Consider the following 14,847-nt stretch of genomic DNA (forward strand, 5'->3'; position numbering starts at 1 on the left):
ATCTACAAAAAATACAGGATGAAATAACTCTAGTAAAATTAAAGTCCAGCTTTTAGTAAATCGACACCAATTGCACACTCTAAGCATTTACTTTTATTACAATATTCATTTTTGAGCTGCAATAAAGCTTGCGAATCAAATGCATTATAGGCATCAATCCCAAAACTAGAAAACTTAGTAATTATAGCGTTTTTTTCTGCTGCAATTCCTTCCATTATCGTCAGTAAATTATCTGAAGCTTCGCCACCTCTACTCTTTTCGTAAGCAAATTGCATGGGAATTATAGTATTGATCAGAAGCAAATCAATAAAAGACTTAGATAACTTTTTGGTCCTTTTAATACTGTTTTTATCAAATTGATAGTGCAAATCCCAATAAGAAGATGCTGAAATTTCAAACAAATGATACCATTTTTCAATAGTTTGTACTTGCATCAAAAGTTCGAATAAATTGGCATTTTGATGGTATAATTGCGCCAATTGCGACAATCTAACAGTTGGAAAATTATCCGGACGGTGTTTAAAAAACTGCACTGTACCTTCAACTCGTGGCTCCAAATTGTACTTGTGCACCAAATACAAAAATCTAAATTTTAAATCCTTGAAGTACGCATCTTCATGCTCTTGATCTAACAAACCTAACAAACCAAAGAGCAAAGCTTCTAAATTAGCAAGCTCTAAACGTTCTTTGCGAATAACTGAAAAAGGAATAGATTGCGCCATCCTTAGAAAAATATCCCCATTGGTATTTAACCCAAAATTCTTGGCTAATAGCCAAAACAAAGTAGCCTCCCAGTCGTTTTGTGATTGGTCTAAAAACGCCAAAATAGGCGTTGCTTTACGATCTAATCTTTCAAAAAACAAACGCTCTTTCCAATTACTCCAAACAAAATTAGCTATACTAGCTAGGTGTTTTTCACAAAAAATCCAAGATTTAGGTTCTATTAAAACATTGTAATTTTGCACTGTTTGAGCGTCAACATAATTTTTAAGTTCCAAAACTGGGATGGTACTGTTATTTTTTCTAAAAATTTCGGTGTCATGTTCCCAAACAACATGAAGGATCACATTTTCATAAGCTGGGTCTTGCTCATGATGATGAAGGTACCAATCAGATGATTTTACATGAATTTCAATATTCCCAGCCCATCTTTGATCCCCAATTGTGACTTGAGCATTAAAAAAATCAGGACCGGCTAATTCTAAATATTGACCAGCGGCAATCACAGTTACAGCCTCACCACTTGTAGTTGTCATTTCGAAACTGCTGAATTTTTTAAATCTCCAGATGTAATGTAAAAAATCTTCCTTCATAGATCTAAATTTAAACAGACCTAATGTACAAAAAAAGATTATAATTTAATAAGAAAATAAAGATTCAAAAGCAACTACTGACAGATAATCAATCAATTACACCCAAAAGATGAGCTATATACAGCTTAGCACAAGCACGCGCATCAGATAAAGCCTCATGATGTTGCAATTTAATATTCATGACACGGCAACAATCTTTAAGAGTTGTAGGCTTTAGACCTTTGGCTCTGTACAATTTCACAGTACACTCCCAACTGTCTTTTAAATCTAAATCTTGATACTGCAATTCATGCATCGCCATCGATTTTTGAAGTACAGACCGATCAAAACTCTCATTGTGTGCGACTACAATTTGTCCTTGCAAGCGTTTTTTAATCTCAGGAAAAATATCCAGAAAAGTCGGAGCATAACGTGTATCAGCTGGTGTGATTCCATGTACCGCGATAGTGTACGGGCTATAACTATTATTGGGCGGCTGAATTAAACTTACGTATTCATCGACAATTATTCCGTCTTGAACGGTCACAATACCTACTGAACAAGGATGAAAAGAAATAGCAGTTTCAAAATCAATAGCAGTAAAGGTCATTGCGTGTGAATTATAAAATTTAAACAAATAGTAAAGATGGGTATGGGGTATAAAAAAACCACAGTATAGCAAATCAAAACGTATGTAGTTAGATTTTGCTGTACTGCGGTTGAAATTCTTATATTATTTTATGGAACCAATAATGTCGTACTTCGTAATAATATGGTGTTTTCCATTAGCCAATTCTACTAATACTGCGGCATTTTCTTTCGTAAACAAACGAGACACTTCATCAATTGGAGTGCTCTCGCTTACAACTGGAAATGGTTTGCCCATAACATCTTTAATAGGTTTATCAGCAACGTCTTTGTTTGCGACATAGCTTTGAAACAAATCACTTTCGTCAACTGAGCCAACAAAACCATTAATATCAATTACTGGAATTTGTGATATTTTGTATTTACGCATACGCTCTATGGCATGCGAAACCAATTCCTCGGTACGAACAACTACAAGCGGTTTATCAATATGATCTTTGATAACATCAGCTGCTTTTGTAATCTCATCTTCAAGAAAGCCTCTTTCTCTCATCCAATCATCATTAAACATTTTACCTACATAACGACTTCCTGAATCGTGAAAAAGTACCACAACAACATCCTCAGGTGTAAAATGCTCTTTCAATTGCAACAAACCTTTAATGGCTGCCCCTGCTGAATTCCCAACAAAAATACCTTCTTCTAAAGCAATTTTTCTGGTGTAAACTGCAGCGTCTTTATCAGTCACTTTTGTAAAACCATCGATTAGAGAAAAGTCAACATTTTTAGGTAAAATATCTTCTCCAATTCCTTCGGTGATGTACGAATAAATTTCGTTTTCATCAAAAATTCCGGTTTCATGGTATTTCTTAAAAACAGAACCGTAAGTATCAATTCCCCAAATTTTAATGTTTGGATTTTGCTCTTTTAAATATTTAGCAGTTCCAGAAATGGTTCCACCTGTACCTACTCCTACTACAAAATGAGTAATTTTCCCATTGGTTTGTTTCCAAATTTCAGGTCCTGTTTGCTCATAATGCGCAATTGCATTAGAAGGGTTATCGTATTGATTTACGTACCAAGAATTAGGAGTCTCCTCAGCCAAACGTTTAGAAACAGAATAATAAGAACGCGGATCAGTAGGCTCAACATCAGTTGGGCAAACTACAACTTTAGCACCTACGGCACGAAGAATATCCATTTTTTCTTTGGATTGTTTATCCGAAATCACACAGATTAACTTGTATCCTTTTATGATAGCAACCAAAGCCAATCCCATACCGGTGTTACCAGAAGTACCTTCAATGATAGTCCCTCCCGGCTGTAAACGACCATCAGCCTCTGCATCTTGAATCATTTTCATGGCCATTCTGTCCTTAACAGAATTTCCCGGATTGAAGGTTTCTACTTTTGCTAGTACCAAGGCATCAACTTCGGCGGTAACTCTATTTAGTTTTACTAGTGGAGTATTACCAATAGTACCTAATATATTTTCTGCGTAATGCATAAAAAAGTATGTTTAAATTTAAGATTTGTTACAAAAACGAATGCAAAGATAGTGTTTTGTTAGAAATTAATCTTATTCAAGACAGATTGCGTTCGTGATAGTAGCGGCATCCTTTGCTTGCTTTCTTTAAGCAAGCAAAGATAGAGCGGATAGCACGACAAAACGCCCAAATAGATTAATTGAAAAAATTCCAAATTAAACCAAAACGGATTGTGAAATCACGAGACGGATTGTTTGGTGAGGCATAGAAATTATTTCCGGTAAATGACGAGTTGAAATGCTCTGCTTTGAAATAAATACGTGTGCGCTGAATTTTAGCATTGATAAAAAAATCTAAATTAGGATGATTCCCAATTTCTTTTTCATTCTGCACAAAAAACTCACCAATTACTGGATTGTACTCATTGGCTAAATATTTAGTGAAATAATTTAGAGAAATACCTGTTTGCAGAAAAAGTGCATTTTTGAACAAGTAATCAGAGTAATAAATAGTATTACGAGTTACTATTTCTGGAACATTTAAAATAGCATCATTTTGTTCTGTTTTTTGATACAGTACAGTGTTGTCAAGAGCGAATTTGCCAAACTGAAATTCTCTACCCAATTTTACAGAAAGATACTTAATTGTTCCGTTGTACTGTGCAGGTGCTATGATTTGTGTACGCTCACTTTTTTGCTCAGCGGTTGATACATCTACAAAATAGAGATGATCGTTGAGAACTGATAAATGAAGTTCAGCATTCAGGAAGGGAGTTGTAGCCGTTCCTTTGATAACATTGATTTTTTCGTTTTTAAAATCATTAGACCAATTGTATTCTATGTAACTACTTTGGTATAAATTGTAGTTATTATTAGGTAATTTATTCAAGTTTTGATACTGAAAAGTAAACTGATAATCGTCGTTCAAGTCATAAGCAACTTGCGCATCTAGGTTAGACAAAGACTGATTGGTAATGCTACGCGAGTATAAAAATTTACCTTGAACATTGTCTTTTTTATACGTGTATTGGCCACCTGCTGAATTAATATTTTGATTAAACGTATTTGGAATAGGTTCCTGATTATCAAAAAACAACACACGGTTGTAGTAATAATTAGAACGAAAATCATCAACAAAAAATTCAAATACACCCAAAGTGGTATTTTCGTAAACAAGACCCGCTTTGTTATACATGCGGTTGTAACGGGTTTGGTCATTGATACCGGTATCAGTAAATGAGGGTCCAAAACGATTTACCTCTGTACGACCCACATTTGAGGGCACTGTTAATTGGTTGTATTCAAAAAATTTATTTTCATAATTAATTTGGTGTACAACCGAAAGATTATTACTGCCTTTTTTTGGATTGATTCTGAAATTTTGGTCCAAGAAAATTCTTCGTCCTTTTAAAAACGACTTTGCATCAGTTAGAAAAACCTCAAAACGCTGGCGGTTATTAAAACTTGGATTTTCACTTTCAAAATCAGTAATAGTCGTAATACCACCATTTTCCTCATTTAAAATGTCTTGGTAGGTATAATGAGCTTTGGCGAAGTACCTTTTGTTTTTAGAATTAAAATTAACCGTAAACCTAAAATTACCGGTACTAGAGAGTTGGTTCAAATACTTACCTTCTGAACGAAGTCCTTTATAGGCGATACTAAAATTCAAATTTTCAGAAGTATTTAAACTAAGGAACGAATCAACTGACTGTCCACGACCAATAGTGCTTTTAAAATAAAGTTCAGTTATAGGTGTAGCTACTGAGTTATAACGAATTTGATTCGCCTCAAGAAAATTAAAATGTTTTGCTTTGAATCCCATTTCCGGCAGTGGAGAATAAGCATTTAGACCAAATTGCAAGGTATTATAAGTTTGCCCATCATTTGCAAATGGTAAAAGACCAAAAATGTCTTTACGCAAGTAATTATGGCTGTACTCTTTTTGAATGGTAAGCGAAGTATCTATATAGGTAGTGTCGTTATCTAAACTAATGAAACGGTATAAATCTAAAGTAGCAACTTTGTCGGCACTCTTCTTTTTCGCGTTGACCATACCCAGATTGGATTGGTCTTTGTTTGCGTTTTGTTCTTTATCCTGCGCACTCACGAACACAGAAAACAAAATAAAGGAAAGCAAAAAAACGATTCTCATATTCGAAATATCATAAATTAAGGTGTAAAGATAAATCTAATCCTTTAAATGATGAGTCAATTAAAAAAAAACTCTAAAAATTACTATTGAAAAAAATACTACACATTCATAAATTCAAAATGAGCAAATAAAAATAAAACAAAAAGACCGCAAGTATGTACTTGCGGTCTTAATAAATATACTAAATCTTAAAAAGATTTGAAATCTAATTAGTATCCAGGGTTTTGAGTAATCGTTGGATTAGCATTCAATTCCGAAATAGGAATTGGCAAAGCAAATTTAGTACTAGACAATGGTAAATTAGATGGATTCGCAGCAGGATAACTAGCCGATTTAGAGCTGTAATCTGCAGGATCTCTATCGATAGAAGAACCACCTGCTAAAACACCTAATCTTTTCAAGTCAATAAAACGATGACCTTCAAAAGCGAGCTCTATTCTTCTTTCATCTAAAATCGCTTTCCAAGCAGCAGTTGCATTAGCATACACTGGCAATGGTTGAGCAGTAGCAAAACGATTGTCTCTGATAGCCTTGATAGCCTGCGCAACACCTAATAAGTCATTTGCAAATGCTCTTCCTTCAGCACGTAGGAAATACATTTCAGACAATCTCATTATTTTATAATCTGAATTAAGATTACCTACTGAAGCTGAACCTGGATACTTTCCAAGTACAAGTACATCAGTTTTGATGTAGTCAGCAGATGTAGCGTAGTTTGGATCAACTACAGATGTAGGAGCAACAATAACAGCTCTTCTTACATCACCAGGAGTTGCGTCAACTTTATTATATAAAGCTCTTGAAATTTCAAAAAATGGAGAACCACCAAAAGTAGCATTAACCGAAGCCCATCCATTTCCTAAGTTAGTACCTTGAGCAGACTGCTGCAAAGTACGTTTTAATCTAAAAATAACTTCGGTGTTTACAGGTTCAGCGTCTGTTAAAAATACACTTGAATAATTTGTAGCATTGGCTAAAACTAAACCAGAGCCAGAAATAACATTATTTGCCCAAATCTCAGCGTTAGCAAAGTCGCCTTTGTAACCGTAAGCTCTGGCTTTTAAACCCCTTGCCAAGTTAGCATTAGCATATAACTTAGCAGCAGCTCCAGTATAAGGAGATGGAGTAGTAGCAAAAATTGCTAATGCATCATCAAGATCTTTATGAATAGCAGCATAAAAAACACCATTAGTTGATCTCTGTTGCACAGGATCACTAGAAAAAATGATCTTATCGGCTAACACACCTGCTAGTGCAGCATCACTTTTCAAATCTGGTGAGAAATAAGCCATGATTTTTAAATGTGCCATAGCTCTAATAGTTAAAGCTTCTGCTTTTAGTGATCTCAATTTTGCTAACTCGGCTGTATTACTTGCAGCAGTTTTTGCAATTAAATCATCCGCAAAAGTAATAACACGATTGGCACGAGACAAAACAAAATAACTGTTTGACCAAATAATATCTGGCGATGCAGACGAAATATTTAGAAAGAAAATATAGTTATCACTAATTCCTTGTCCTCCGTTTGCAAAACCGATCCCAGCCTCATCAGTAAACACAGATGAAAACACAATGTCTTCTCTATTTGCAGCAAGACCATAAGTAGAATTCATAACACGTTGCAAATCACTAGAAGAAGTAATAGCTAAATCCGCAGTTAATGACCCTGGTGTAAATGGCTCTAATAAATCATTATTACAAGATACAGTTAATGCACCTGCGAGTAATGAAAGTATAAATAATTTTTTCATTTTCATATAAATTATAATTAAAATTTCAAATCAACACCGAAAGTGAATGTTTTTCCAGTTGGATACTGACTTTGGTCTCCAGATCTAGCGCTTTCTGGGTCAAAACCTTTCCACTTTGTAATGTTAAATAAGTTTTCACCTTGAATAGTAAATGCTAAATCAGACATGAAAGTTCTTTCAAGATATTTCTTTGGAACTCTATAACCCATTTGAGCATTTCTTAGTCTTACGTATGATGCATCTCTCAAGAAACGATCAGACAAAGATTCTGCACCAAAATTTGACGCGTTTAATCTAGGCACATTTGATGTAGTATTAGTAGTAGTCCATGCATTTAACAAATCATCTGTGACATTGAATTGACCAATTCTACCACTACTGTAAAGACCTGACAAATCAAAATCAAAACGATCAACTTCTTGAGCAAAAGTAAAGGTAGTAGATGTAAAAAATCCTTTGTAAGAAAAATCAAAACCAAAACCACCTTGATATTTCGGTAACGCATTTTTACCAGTAGCTTTTCTGTCTGCACCAGTTGGTGATTCAGTAGGGTTTCCGTTAATATCTTCAAACAATAAATTACCATTTACAGGGTTAACTCCTAAATATTTGTAAAGAAAAAACTGATTTAACTTACCACCATTTTGGTTTATTATAGTTGTTCCCACTATACGTCCATTATTTGCAGATATACCATCTATAGAGTTATTGTTGATAGATCCGTTGGCTCTAAGTGTTAACTTTACATTTTCATTTTTAACTAAATCGTAAGCTAAATTCAATTCAAAACCTTCATTTATTACGAAAGCGTTTGAGTTTTTAGTAATACTTAAAGCACCTGTTGCAGGAGCTAAAGGCTCACTTAAATACAAATCATCAGTTTGTTTGTTGTAAAAGTCAAACGAACCTCTCAAAGCACTTTTGAAAAATTCAAAATCAAGACCAACATTGTACTGAGTTGTAGTCTCCCATCTTAATTGAGGAAAACCAATTGTCAGACCATATCCTTGACCGTTGTTGTAAGCATTGTTAGTACCTGGATAAATATCTGCAAATGCTGGTGGATTAATACCTGCGTAGATAGAACCATCAACAATACGCTGATTTCCAGAAGTACCATAAGAACCTCTTAATTTCAAAACGTTTACAAAACCTAAAGATTTTATAAAACCTAACTCTTCAAGGTTTGCTCTACCTCCGATAGAATAAAAATTGTTGAATTGATTTTCTTTAATAAACCTACTTGATCCATCTATTCTGTAAGATGCGACCAAACCAAACATTTTTTTGTAATCGTAGTCTACTGTACCAAAGTAAGAAATCAAATCATTTCTAAGTTGTAACGCAGATACTGCTGGTACGTTAAAATCATTAGCAGATGTATCACCTACATAACCAGCACCAGTATTAGGCACAAATAAAACAGGATCTAAACCATTTTGCGTAAAGTTGTTTACATTTAATCTAGAGTGATTATACTCTGAAAATGCAGCAACATTGAACGTATGATCACCTATAGTTTTGTTGTAATCTAATTGAAATAAATTACTAAACAAGAACTCACGTCTTTGATTCATGATTTCATACCCTCCAAAAACTTGGCCTGGCTGTAAAAACAATAATGTATTAAAAGATATTGGGAATCTAGCCTCTGTAAATCTATTTTCTAGCAATTGTCCAGCAGTTCTAACACGACCTGTCAACCCTTTTGTCAATTTGTAAGAAGCCTCAGCAGCTAAGTCAATTCTAATTTCTTCAGTTAAGTTACTAAACTTTTTCAATTTATCAATTAGAAAAAGAGGAGTGTATAACAATGTACCACTTGTGTTGTAAAGCTGAAGAACTTCTCTAGAGCCTTTGTACTCACTTGGATCGATGTAAGGAGCAGATTGAAATGCACCCAAAACGATGTTCTGATTGATTCCACCTGTACCAAGACCTGTAGACTCATTACTTTTAGAGTAACCAACAGCTGAATTTAAGGAATATTTGAATCTTTCAGAAGATGATTTACCATTGATGTTATTTCTAACTGTAAATCTTTTCAATCCTGTCTCTGACAAGATACCGTCTTGATCAAAATAACTTAAAGATGTGAAAGAGTTTAAATTCTTACCGTTTTGTTCGATACTTAAGTTGTGATTTACCGATGTTGAAGTTCTGAAAAAATAATCAACCCAGTCCGTATCAATTCCATAACTAGCTATTTGAGCATCAGTTAGAGTAGCACCTCTTCCTCTTCCAAATCTTTTCTCAATTGTCAGCAATTGTTTAGAATCTGCATAAGAATATCTTTGCTTTTGTAAAGTTGAAATACCGTATTGAGTGGCATATCTAAAAGTAGTTTTGTCATCATTAAAACTTCCTTTTTTCGTTTTAATAACAATTACACCATTTGATCCTCTAGATCCATACTCTGAAACAGCAGAAGCATCTTTTAATACATCTAAACTTTGAATATCATTTGGATTGATTGATCTAAATCCATCACTGTTTGATGGAAAACCGTCAATAACATACAATGGATCTGTATTACCATTAAGTGTACCAACACCTCTAATAATTACAGAAGGCTTAGCACCTGGCTGACCAGTGCTTGCTGTGATATTAACACCCGCTAATTGCCCTTGAATTGTATTCAATGCGTTAGCATTAGGCCTGTTTTCAATAGTTTGAGCAGAAATAGAAGCGGCTGCAGTAACGGCAGTTTTCTTGGTAACTGTTCTATACCCTTGAACAACAACTTCAGATAAAACCTTCGCATTGTCCGTCATTAAGACATTAACACTACTAGCAGCACCTACTACTTTAGTTGTTTCAGTCATACCTACAAATGAAAACACTAAAACATCGCCCGTTTTAGCTTTAATAGAATACTTACCGTCTAAATCTGTTTGCACACCAGTCTTAGAACCCTTTACTCCAACATTAACTCCAGGAAGAGGACCGGTAACATCTGTTACCACCCCAGTTATCGTTTTCTCCTGAGCAAACGATAAGTGCATTGAAAACGCTACAAGTAGCGTCATAATCCATTTGTACTTTGATCTCATATTTAATAAATTGAATTAGTTATATCGCAAAAATCACAAATAAATCTTAAATAAGCAAGCATTTGAATTTTTTTAACAAAATATAATCCTCAAAAGATTTACATAAAAAAAACTAACATCACAACAATAGCAGCACTTCCCTTCCATATCACTCAAAATTTAAAGAATTTATCTACTTTTACACAAAAAACAGAAAATGTTAAAATCTTACTTTTTAGAAGCTGCATTAGAAGCGGGTACTGATGAAGCTGGCCGCGGTTGCTTGGCAGGCCCCGTCACAGCTGCAGCTATTATTTTACCACCAAATTTCAAACATGAACTTTTAAACGACAGTAAACAATTATCAGAGAAAACTAGATTAAAACTTCAACCTATTTTAGAAAGTGAAGCGATAACATTTTCAGTAGTTCATTTGGATGCTCCCGCTGTAGATGAGTTAAACATTTTGAACGCATCTATTAGAGCAATGCAAGAATGCATTATTGCTCTTACGGTTAAACCCAAATCGATAATTGTAGATGGTAACAGTCCTTTTATTCCAAAAGGCGGCATTAAACAAAGAGTCAATAGACCATTCACCACACATGAAATAGAAATCCTAAACAACATTAAAAGTACGAGCATTATCAAAGGTGACTCTATATATAGGAGTATTGCCGCTGCCTCTATTTTGGCAAAAACCTATCGCGACGCGTACATGGAGCAAATACATGAAGAATTCCCAATGTATAACTGGAAAAAAAATAAAGGCTACCCAACTAAAGAACATCGAGAAGCCATACGTAAATACGGCGTAACTAAATACCACCGCATGTCATTTAGACTTTTACCTGAACAATATGAATTAGAATTATAAAAATTTAATCCTTAATAGTGGTCTCTTCAAATTGGGCTTCAAATAAATCGGTAAGATGTTTGATTATCTTACTTTTCACCTCGGCTTCATCTACTTTTTCAACCCCCAACTCTACTTGCAAAGAAGTTACTGCTTTACCACGAATGCCACACGGTATGATATTATCAAAATATCCCAAATCAGCATTTACATTCAAAGCAAAGCCATGCATAGTCACCCAACGAGAGGCACGCACTCCCATCGCACATATTTTTCGGGCAAATGGTGTTCCTACACCTAACCAAACACCTGTTTCGCCTTCGCTTCGGCCGCAGGTTAAACCATATTCTTGAAGAGTAAGAATAATGGCTTCTTCTAAAAAACGTAAATATTTATGAATATCTGTAAAGAAATTTTCAAGGTCTAAAATAGGGTAACCTACAATTTGTCCCGGTCCGTGATAAGTAATATCACCACCTCGGTTGATTTTATAAAAAGTAGCGCCTTTTGCTTCCAATTGTTTTTCGGATAAAAGCAAGTTATCTAAGTCACCACTTTTACCAAGTGTATACACATGAGGATGTTCAACAAAAAGAAAATAATTAGGCGTAGCCAAGTCGAGCTCTTCTCTGCGATTTCGAATTTTTAAATCAACAATTCCTTTAAATAGTTCCTCTTGAAGCTCCCAAGTTTGCTTATAATCTTGTAATCCTAAATCCTGTAATTGAATGGTTTTGTTCATGCCTAGATACAATTTTTGGAGATTATGCAGTACATAGTGCACAACCTATATATATAATAAATGCAAAGGTACAAAGTTTAAAGTGAAGAAAAGGTGTTATGAGTTTTGTTCCTTACTCAAAAAACACCTCTAAATTGGTACTCTCAGGATCAGATAAACAATCAGAAAGCAGCAATTTTAATTGCAATGATTTACGATCTTCACTAATTTGAGCTAATGGATTGGAAACCGATTTAATTTTTCGAGCAAAATGATAGTCAAGCAATAGATTTTGTTTGAGGTTAAATGCTTCGTATCGCTTTTTTAAATTGCTAATTTCATCTTGCTGCTTTTTTAATTCGGTTGGATTCGTAATTTTCACTTTCCTTGAAAATACATTGTCTCTTAAACAAAAGCTAACCACGTAATAATGCTCCTCGGCTACTAACGCATAATTGTTTACAATATCATCTGCGTAATCCTCTGTTTTATACAAATCAGGAATTTCTTCTACTGAATTAAAAGAGTGTTTTATTGTGGTTCGAAAAACTTTTTCAATTGCACTCTTAAATTCATGTACTGTCACCACTGCGTACTTTTGGAAAATTGCTTTTTCAGAATCAGGAAGTCGCGCAAATGTTTCTTGATGTTTAGCAATCACATCTTGAAAAAGATAAGTTTCATCTTTAAAAAAAGATTCTTTTGTATACTCCTCACCGACAAGCTGCATGTAACTTTGCTCATCGCGAAGCTCGGTAACTGTTATTGAACCTTGACCCTTTTCATCAATAGTTAAAGTTTCGCTTACCTGACAACTTATACAGCAAAAGCTTAGCAGTAAAGTCAAGATTGTATATTTCATAATTCCTTTTTAGAACAGGAATCCAAAAGTACGAATTTTACATTTAAAAAATTAGCTACTGAAAAAATAAAACGACTCCCTTAGCCCCGATTACTTCACTATACATTTATTTCAATCGGAGTTCAGTGAACTTCGTTTGCAGCGGCATCCTTTTTTACTTGTTTTTTTTTTAACAAGTAAAAAAGATATAGTGGAAAGCGGGAAAAAACGTTTATAAAAAACGAAAAAATGCGCTTCAAAAAACCTTGTATTTTAAGCTTTAGATTTAAAAACTTATATAGTATCTTTGCGCTCTTAAAATCAGCATAAAATGGCATTATCCGAACAAGAAATATTACGCAGAGAAGCACTAACCGAATTACGTAATTTAGGCATTGAGCCTTACCCAGCAGCCGAATTTATCACCACCGCATATTCTAGCGAAATCCTTGCCGATTTCGAAAAGTATGAAGGAAAAGAAGTGGTTTTAGCAGGACGTTTGATGGGAAAACGTATCATGGGAAAGGCCTCATTTGCTGAATTGAAAGACGCCGAAGGCCGTATTCAAGTATATATTTCGAGAGATGATGTGTCGAATGACGAGGAAAAAACAATGTACAATGTAGTGTTCAAAAAACTCTTGGATATTGGTGATTTTATTGGAGTACGCGGAACGGTTTTCAAGACTCAAGTTGGTGAAATATCTGTTCATGTTTATGGATTAACGGTGCTTGCTAAAGCGTTGAAGCCACTTCCTGTTGTAAAAACAGATGCCGATGGTAAAACCTACGATGCATTTGCCGATCCTGAGCAAAGATACCGCCGTCGTTATGTTGATTTAACTGTAAACGATCACGTTAAAGAAACGTTTATCAAACGTACCAAGTTGTTTAACGCCATGCGTTCTTTTTTTAATAATGCAGGATATCTTGAAGTTGAAACTCCAGTTTTGCAACCTATTCCTGGAGGAGCCGCTGCAAGGCCATTTATTACGCATCACAATTCATTAGACATTCCGTTATACATGCGAATTGCGAACGAATTGTACTTAAAAAGATTAATTGTTGGTGGATTTGATGGGGTGTATGAGTTTTCTAAAAACTTTAGAAATGAAGGAATGGACCGTACGCACAACCCAGAATTTACCGCTATGGAAATATATGTAGCCTACAAAGACTACAACTGGATGATGAAATTTACCGAAAACTTACTAGAACATTGCGCTGTAAGCGTAAATGGTACTAGCGAAGCTACTTTTGGAGAACATAAAGTCAATTTTAAAGCGCCTTATGCACGCGTTACGATGACAGATTCTATCAAACACTTTACTGGTTTTGATATTTCTGGTAAAACAGAAGCAGAATTGTTTGAAGCAGCGAGAGGCATGGGAATTGATGTTGATAAAACAATGGGTAAAGGGAAACTTATTGATGAAATTTTTGGCGCTAAATGCGAAGGAAATTACATTCAACCCACCTTTATCACGGATTACCCTAAAGAAATGTCGCCACTTTGTAAACAACACCGTGACAATCCAGAACTTACAGAACGTTTTGAATTAATGGTTTGCGGAAAAGAAGTTGCCAATGCCTATTCAGAATTGAATGACCCAATTGATCAAAGAGAACGTTTTGAAGATCAAATGCGCTTGGCAGAAAAAGGTGATGATGAGGCGAACGGTACAATCGATGAAGATTTCTTAAGAGCTCTTGAATATGGTATGCCACCTACCTCTGGATTGGGAATTGGAATGGACCGTTTGATGATGTTTTTAACTAATAATTCATCAATTCAAGAAGTATTGTTGTTTCCGCAAATGCGTCCTGAGAAAAAACAAGTTAAAATTGAACTTGAAGAAGACGAAAAGCTAATTGTAACACTTTTGCAAGCAAATAACAATCAAATGGAGTTTGGTTTATTAAAGAACAATGCAGGACTTAGCGGTAAAAAATGGGATAAAGCCATGAAAAACCTTTCTTCATTAGGCATGACCGAAGTTGTAGTGGATGGTGATGTGAAAGCTTGCCGATTGAAGGAATAATAGATCTTATTATAGAACATTAAAAGGAACTTCGTAATGGAGTTCCTTTTTTTTAGACCAACTTCAGTTACAATAACAGAGCTT

10 protein-coding genes are annotated in these 14,847 nt (G+C 34.7%); 2 read left to right on the forward strand and 8 right to left on the reverse strand.

Annotated features, from left to right (window positions below; translation table 11 throughout):
- Positions 1-38: 38 nt before the first annotated feature.
- From ACXX8U_RS09965 to ACXX8U_RS09990, 6 genes are all read right to left on the reverse strand, one after another.
- A complete protein-coding gene (locus tag ACXX8U_RS09965) occupies positions 39-1,313 on the reverse strand; it encodes a DUF2851 family protein (RefSeq protein ID WP_458565715.1) in 1,275 nt (424 codons plus the stop codon).
- 88 nt (positions 1,314-1,401) lie between these two features.
- Positions 1,402-1,902, reverse strand: a complete 501-nt coding sequence (locus tag ACXX8U_RS09970; protein ID WP_458565716.1) for a 3'-5' exonuclease — start codon at positions 1,900-1,902, stop codon at positions 1,402-1,404.
- Between the two features lie 123 nt (positions 1,903-2,025).
- Positions 2,026-3,387, reverse strand: a complete 1,362-nt coding sequence (locus ACXX8U_RS09975; RefSeq protein ID WP_458565717.1) for a pyridoxal-phosphate dependent enzyme — start codon at positions 3,385-3,387, stop codon at positions 2,026-2,028.
- Positions 3,388-3,562: 175 nt separating this feature from the next.
- Positions 3,563-5,521 carry a putative porin gene (locus tag ACXX8U_RS09980; protein WP_458565718.1) on the reverse strand — a complete coding sequence of 653 codons (1,959 nt, stop codon included), beginning with the start codon at positions 5,519-5,521 and terminating at the stop codon, positions 3,563-3,565.
- A gap of 209 nt (positions 5,522-5,730) precedes the next feature.
- Complete coding sequence (locus ACXX8U_RS09985) at positions 5,731-7,272, reverse strand: RagB/SusD family nutrient uptake outer membrane protein (RefSeq protein ID WP_458565719.1); 1,542 nt, start codon at positions 7,270-7,272, stop codon at positions 5,731-5,733.
- A 17-nt stretch (positions 7,273-7,289) separates the two neighbouring features.
- On the reverse strand, positions 7,290-10,325 hold the full coding sequence (locus ACXX8U_RS09990; RefSeq protein ID WP_458565720.1) for a SusC/RagA family TonB-linked outer membrane protein: 3,036 nt from the start codon (positions 10,323-10,325) through the stop codon (positions 7,290-7,292).
- A 196-nt stretch (positions 10,326-10,521) separates the two neighbouring features.
- Between ACXX8U_RS09990 and rnhB the strand changes: the two genes are divergently transcribed.
- Positions 10,522-11,181: a ribonuclease HII gene (gene rnhB, locus ACXX8U_RS09995; RefSeq protein WP_458565721.1), complete on the forward strand. Its 660-nt coding sequence runs from the start codon at positions 10,522-10,524 to the stop codon at positions 11,179-11,181.
- Positions 11,182-11,185: 4 nt separating this feature from the next.
- On the opposite strand, the gene lipB is transcribed toward rnhB, so the two are convergent.
- A complete protein-coding gene (gene lipB / locus ACXX8U_RS10000; protein WP_458565722.1) occupies positions 11,186-11,902 on the reverse strand; it encodes a lipoyl(octanoyl) transferase LipB in 717 nt (238 codons plus the stop codon).
- A gap of 112 nt (positions 11,903-12,014) precedes the next feature.
- Positions 12,015-12,743, reverse strand: a complete 729-nt coding sequence (locus ACXX8U_RS10005; RefSeq protein ID WP_458565723.1) for a hypothetical protein — start codon at positions 12,741-12,743, stop codon at positions 12,015-12,017.
- 310 nt (positions 12,744-13,053) lie between these two features.
- Between ACXX8U_RS10005 and lysS the strand changes: the two genes are divergently transcribed.
- Entirely contained in the window at positions 13,054-14,763 is a 1,710-nt protein-coding gene (lysS, locus tag ACXX8U_RS10010) for a lysine--tRNA ligase (protein WP_166133475.1), read from the forward strand.
- The last annotated feature ends 84 nt before the right edge of the window (positions 14,764-14,847 follow it).

Source organism: Flavobacterium sp. GNP001 (genome assembly GCF_054343775.1).

Excerpts from the sequence above, each read along its gene's own strand:
- ACXX8U_RS09970 (WP_458565716.1), bottom strand. The coding sequence starts at position 1,902 with ATGACCTTTACTGCTATTGATTTTGAAACTGCTATTTCTTTTCATCCT.
- ACXX8U_RS09990 (WP_458565720.1), bottom strand. The coding sequence starts at position 10,325 with ATGAGATCAAAGTACAAATGGATTATGACGCTACTTGTAGCGTTTTCA.
- ACXX8U_RS09965 (WP_458565715.1), bottom strand. The coding sequence starts at position 1,313 with ATGAAGGAAGATTTTTTACATTACATCTGGAGATTTAAAAAATTCAGC.
- ACXX8U_RS09980 (WP_458565718.1), bottom strand. The coding sequence starts at position 5,521 with ATGAGAATCGTTTTTTTGCTTTCCTTTATTTTGTTTTCTGTGTTCGTG.
- rnhB (WP_458565721.1), top strand. The coding sequence starts at position 10,522 with ATGTTAAAATCTTACTTTTTAGAAGCTGCATTAGAAGCGGGTACTGAT.
- lysS (WP_166133475.1), top strand. The coding sequence starts at position 13,054 with ATGGCATTATCCGAACAAGAAATATTACGCAGAGAAGCACTAACCGAA.
- ACXX8U_RS10005 (WP_458565723.1), bottom strand. The coding sequence starts at position 12,743 with ATGAAATATACAATCTTGACTTTACTGCTAAGCTTTTGCTGTATAAGT.
- ACXX8U_RS09975 (WP_458565717.1), bottom strand. The coding sequence starts at position 3,387 with ATGCATTACGCAGAAAATATATTAGGTACTATTGGTAATACTCCACTA.
- lipB (WP_458565722.1), bottom strand. The coding sequence starts at position 11,902 with ATGAACAAAACCATTCAATTACAGGATTTAGGATTACAAGATTATAAG.
- ACXX8U_RS09985 (WP_458565719.1), bottom strand. The coding sequence starts at position 7,272 with ATGAAAAAATTATTTATACTTTCATTACTCGCAGGTGCATTAACTGTA.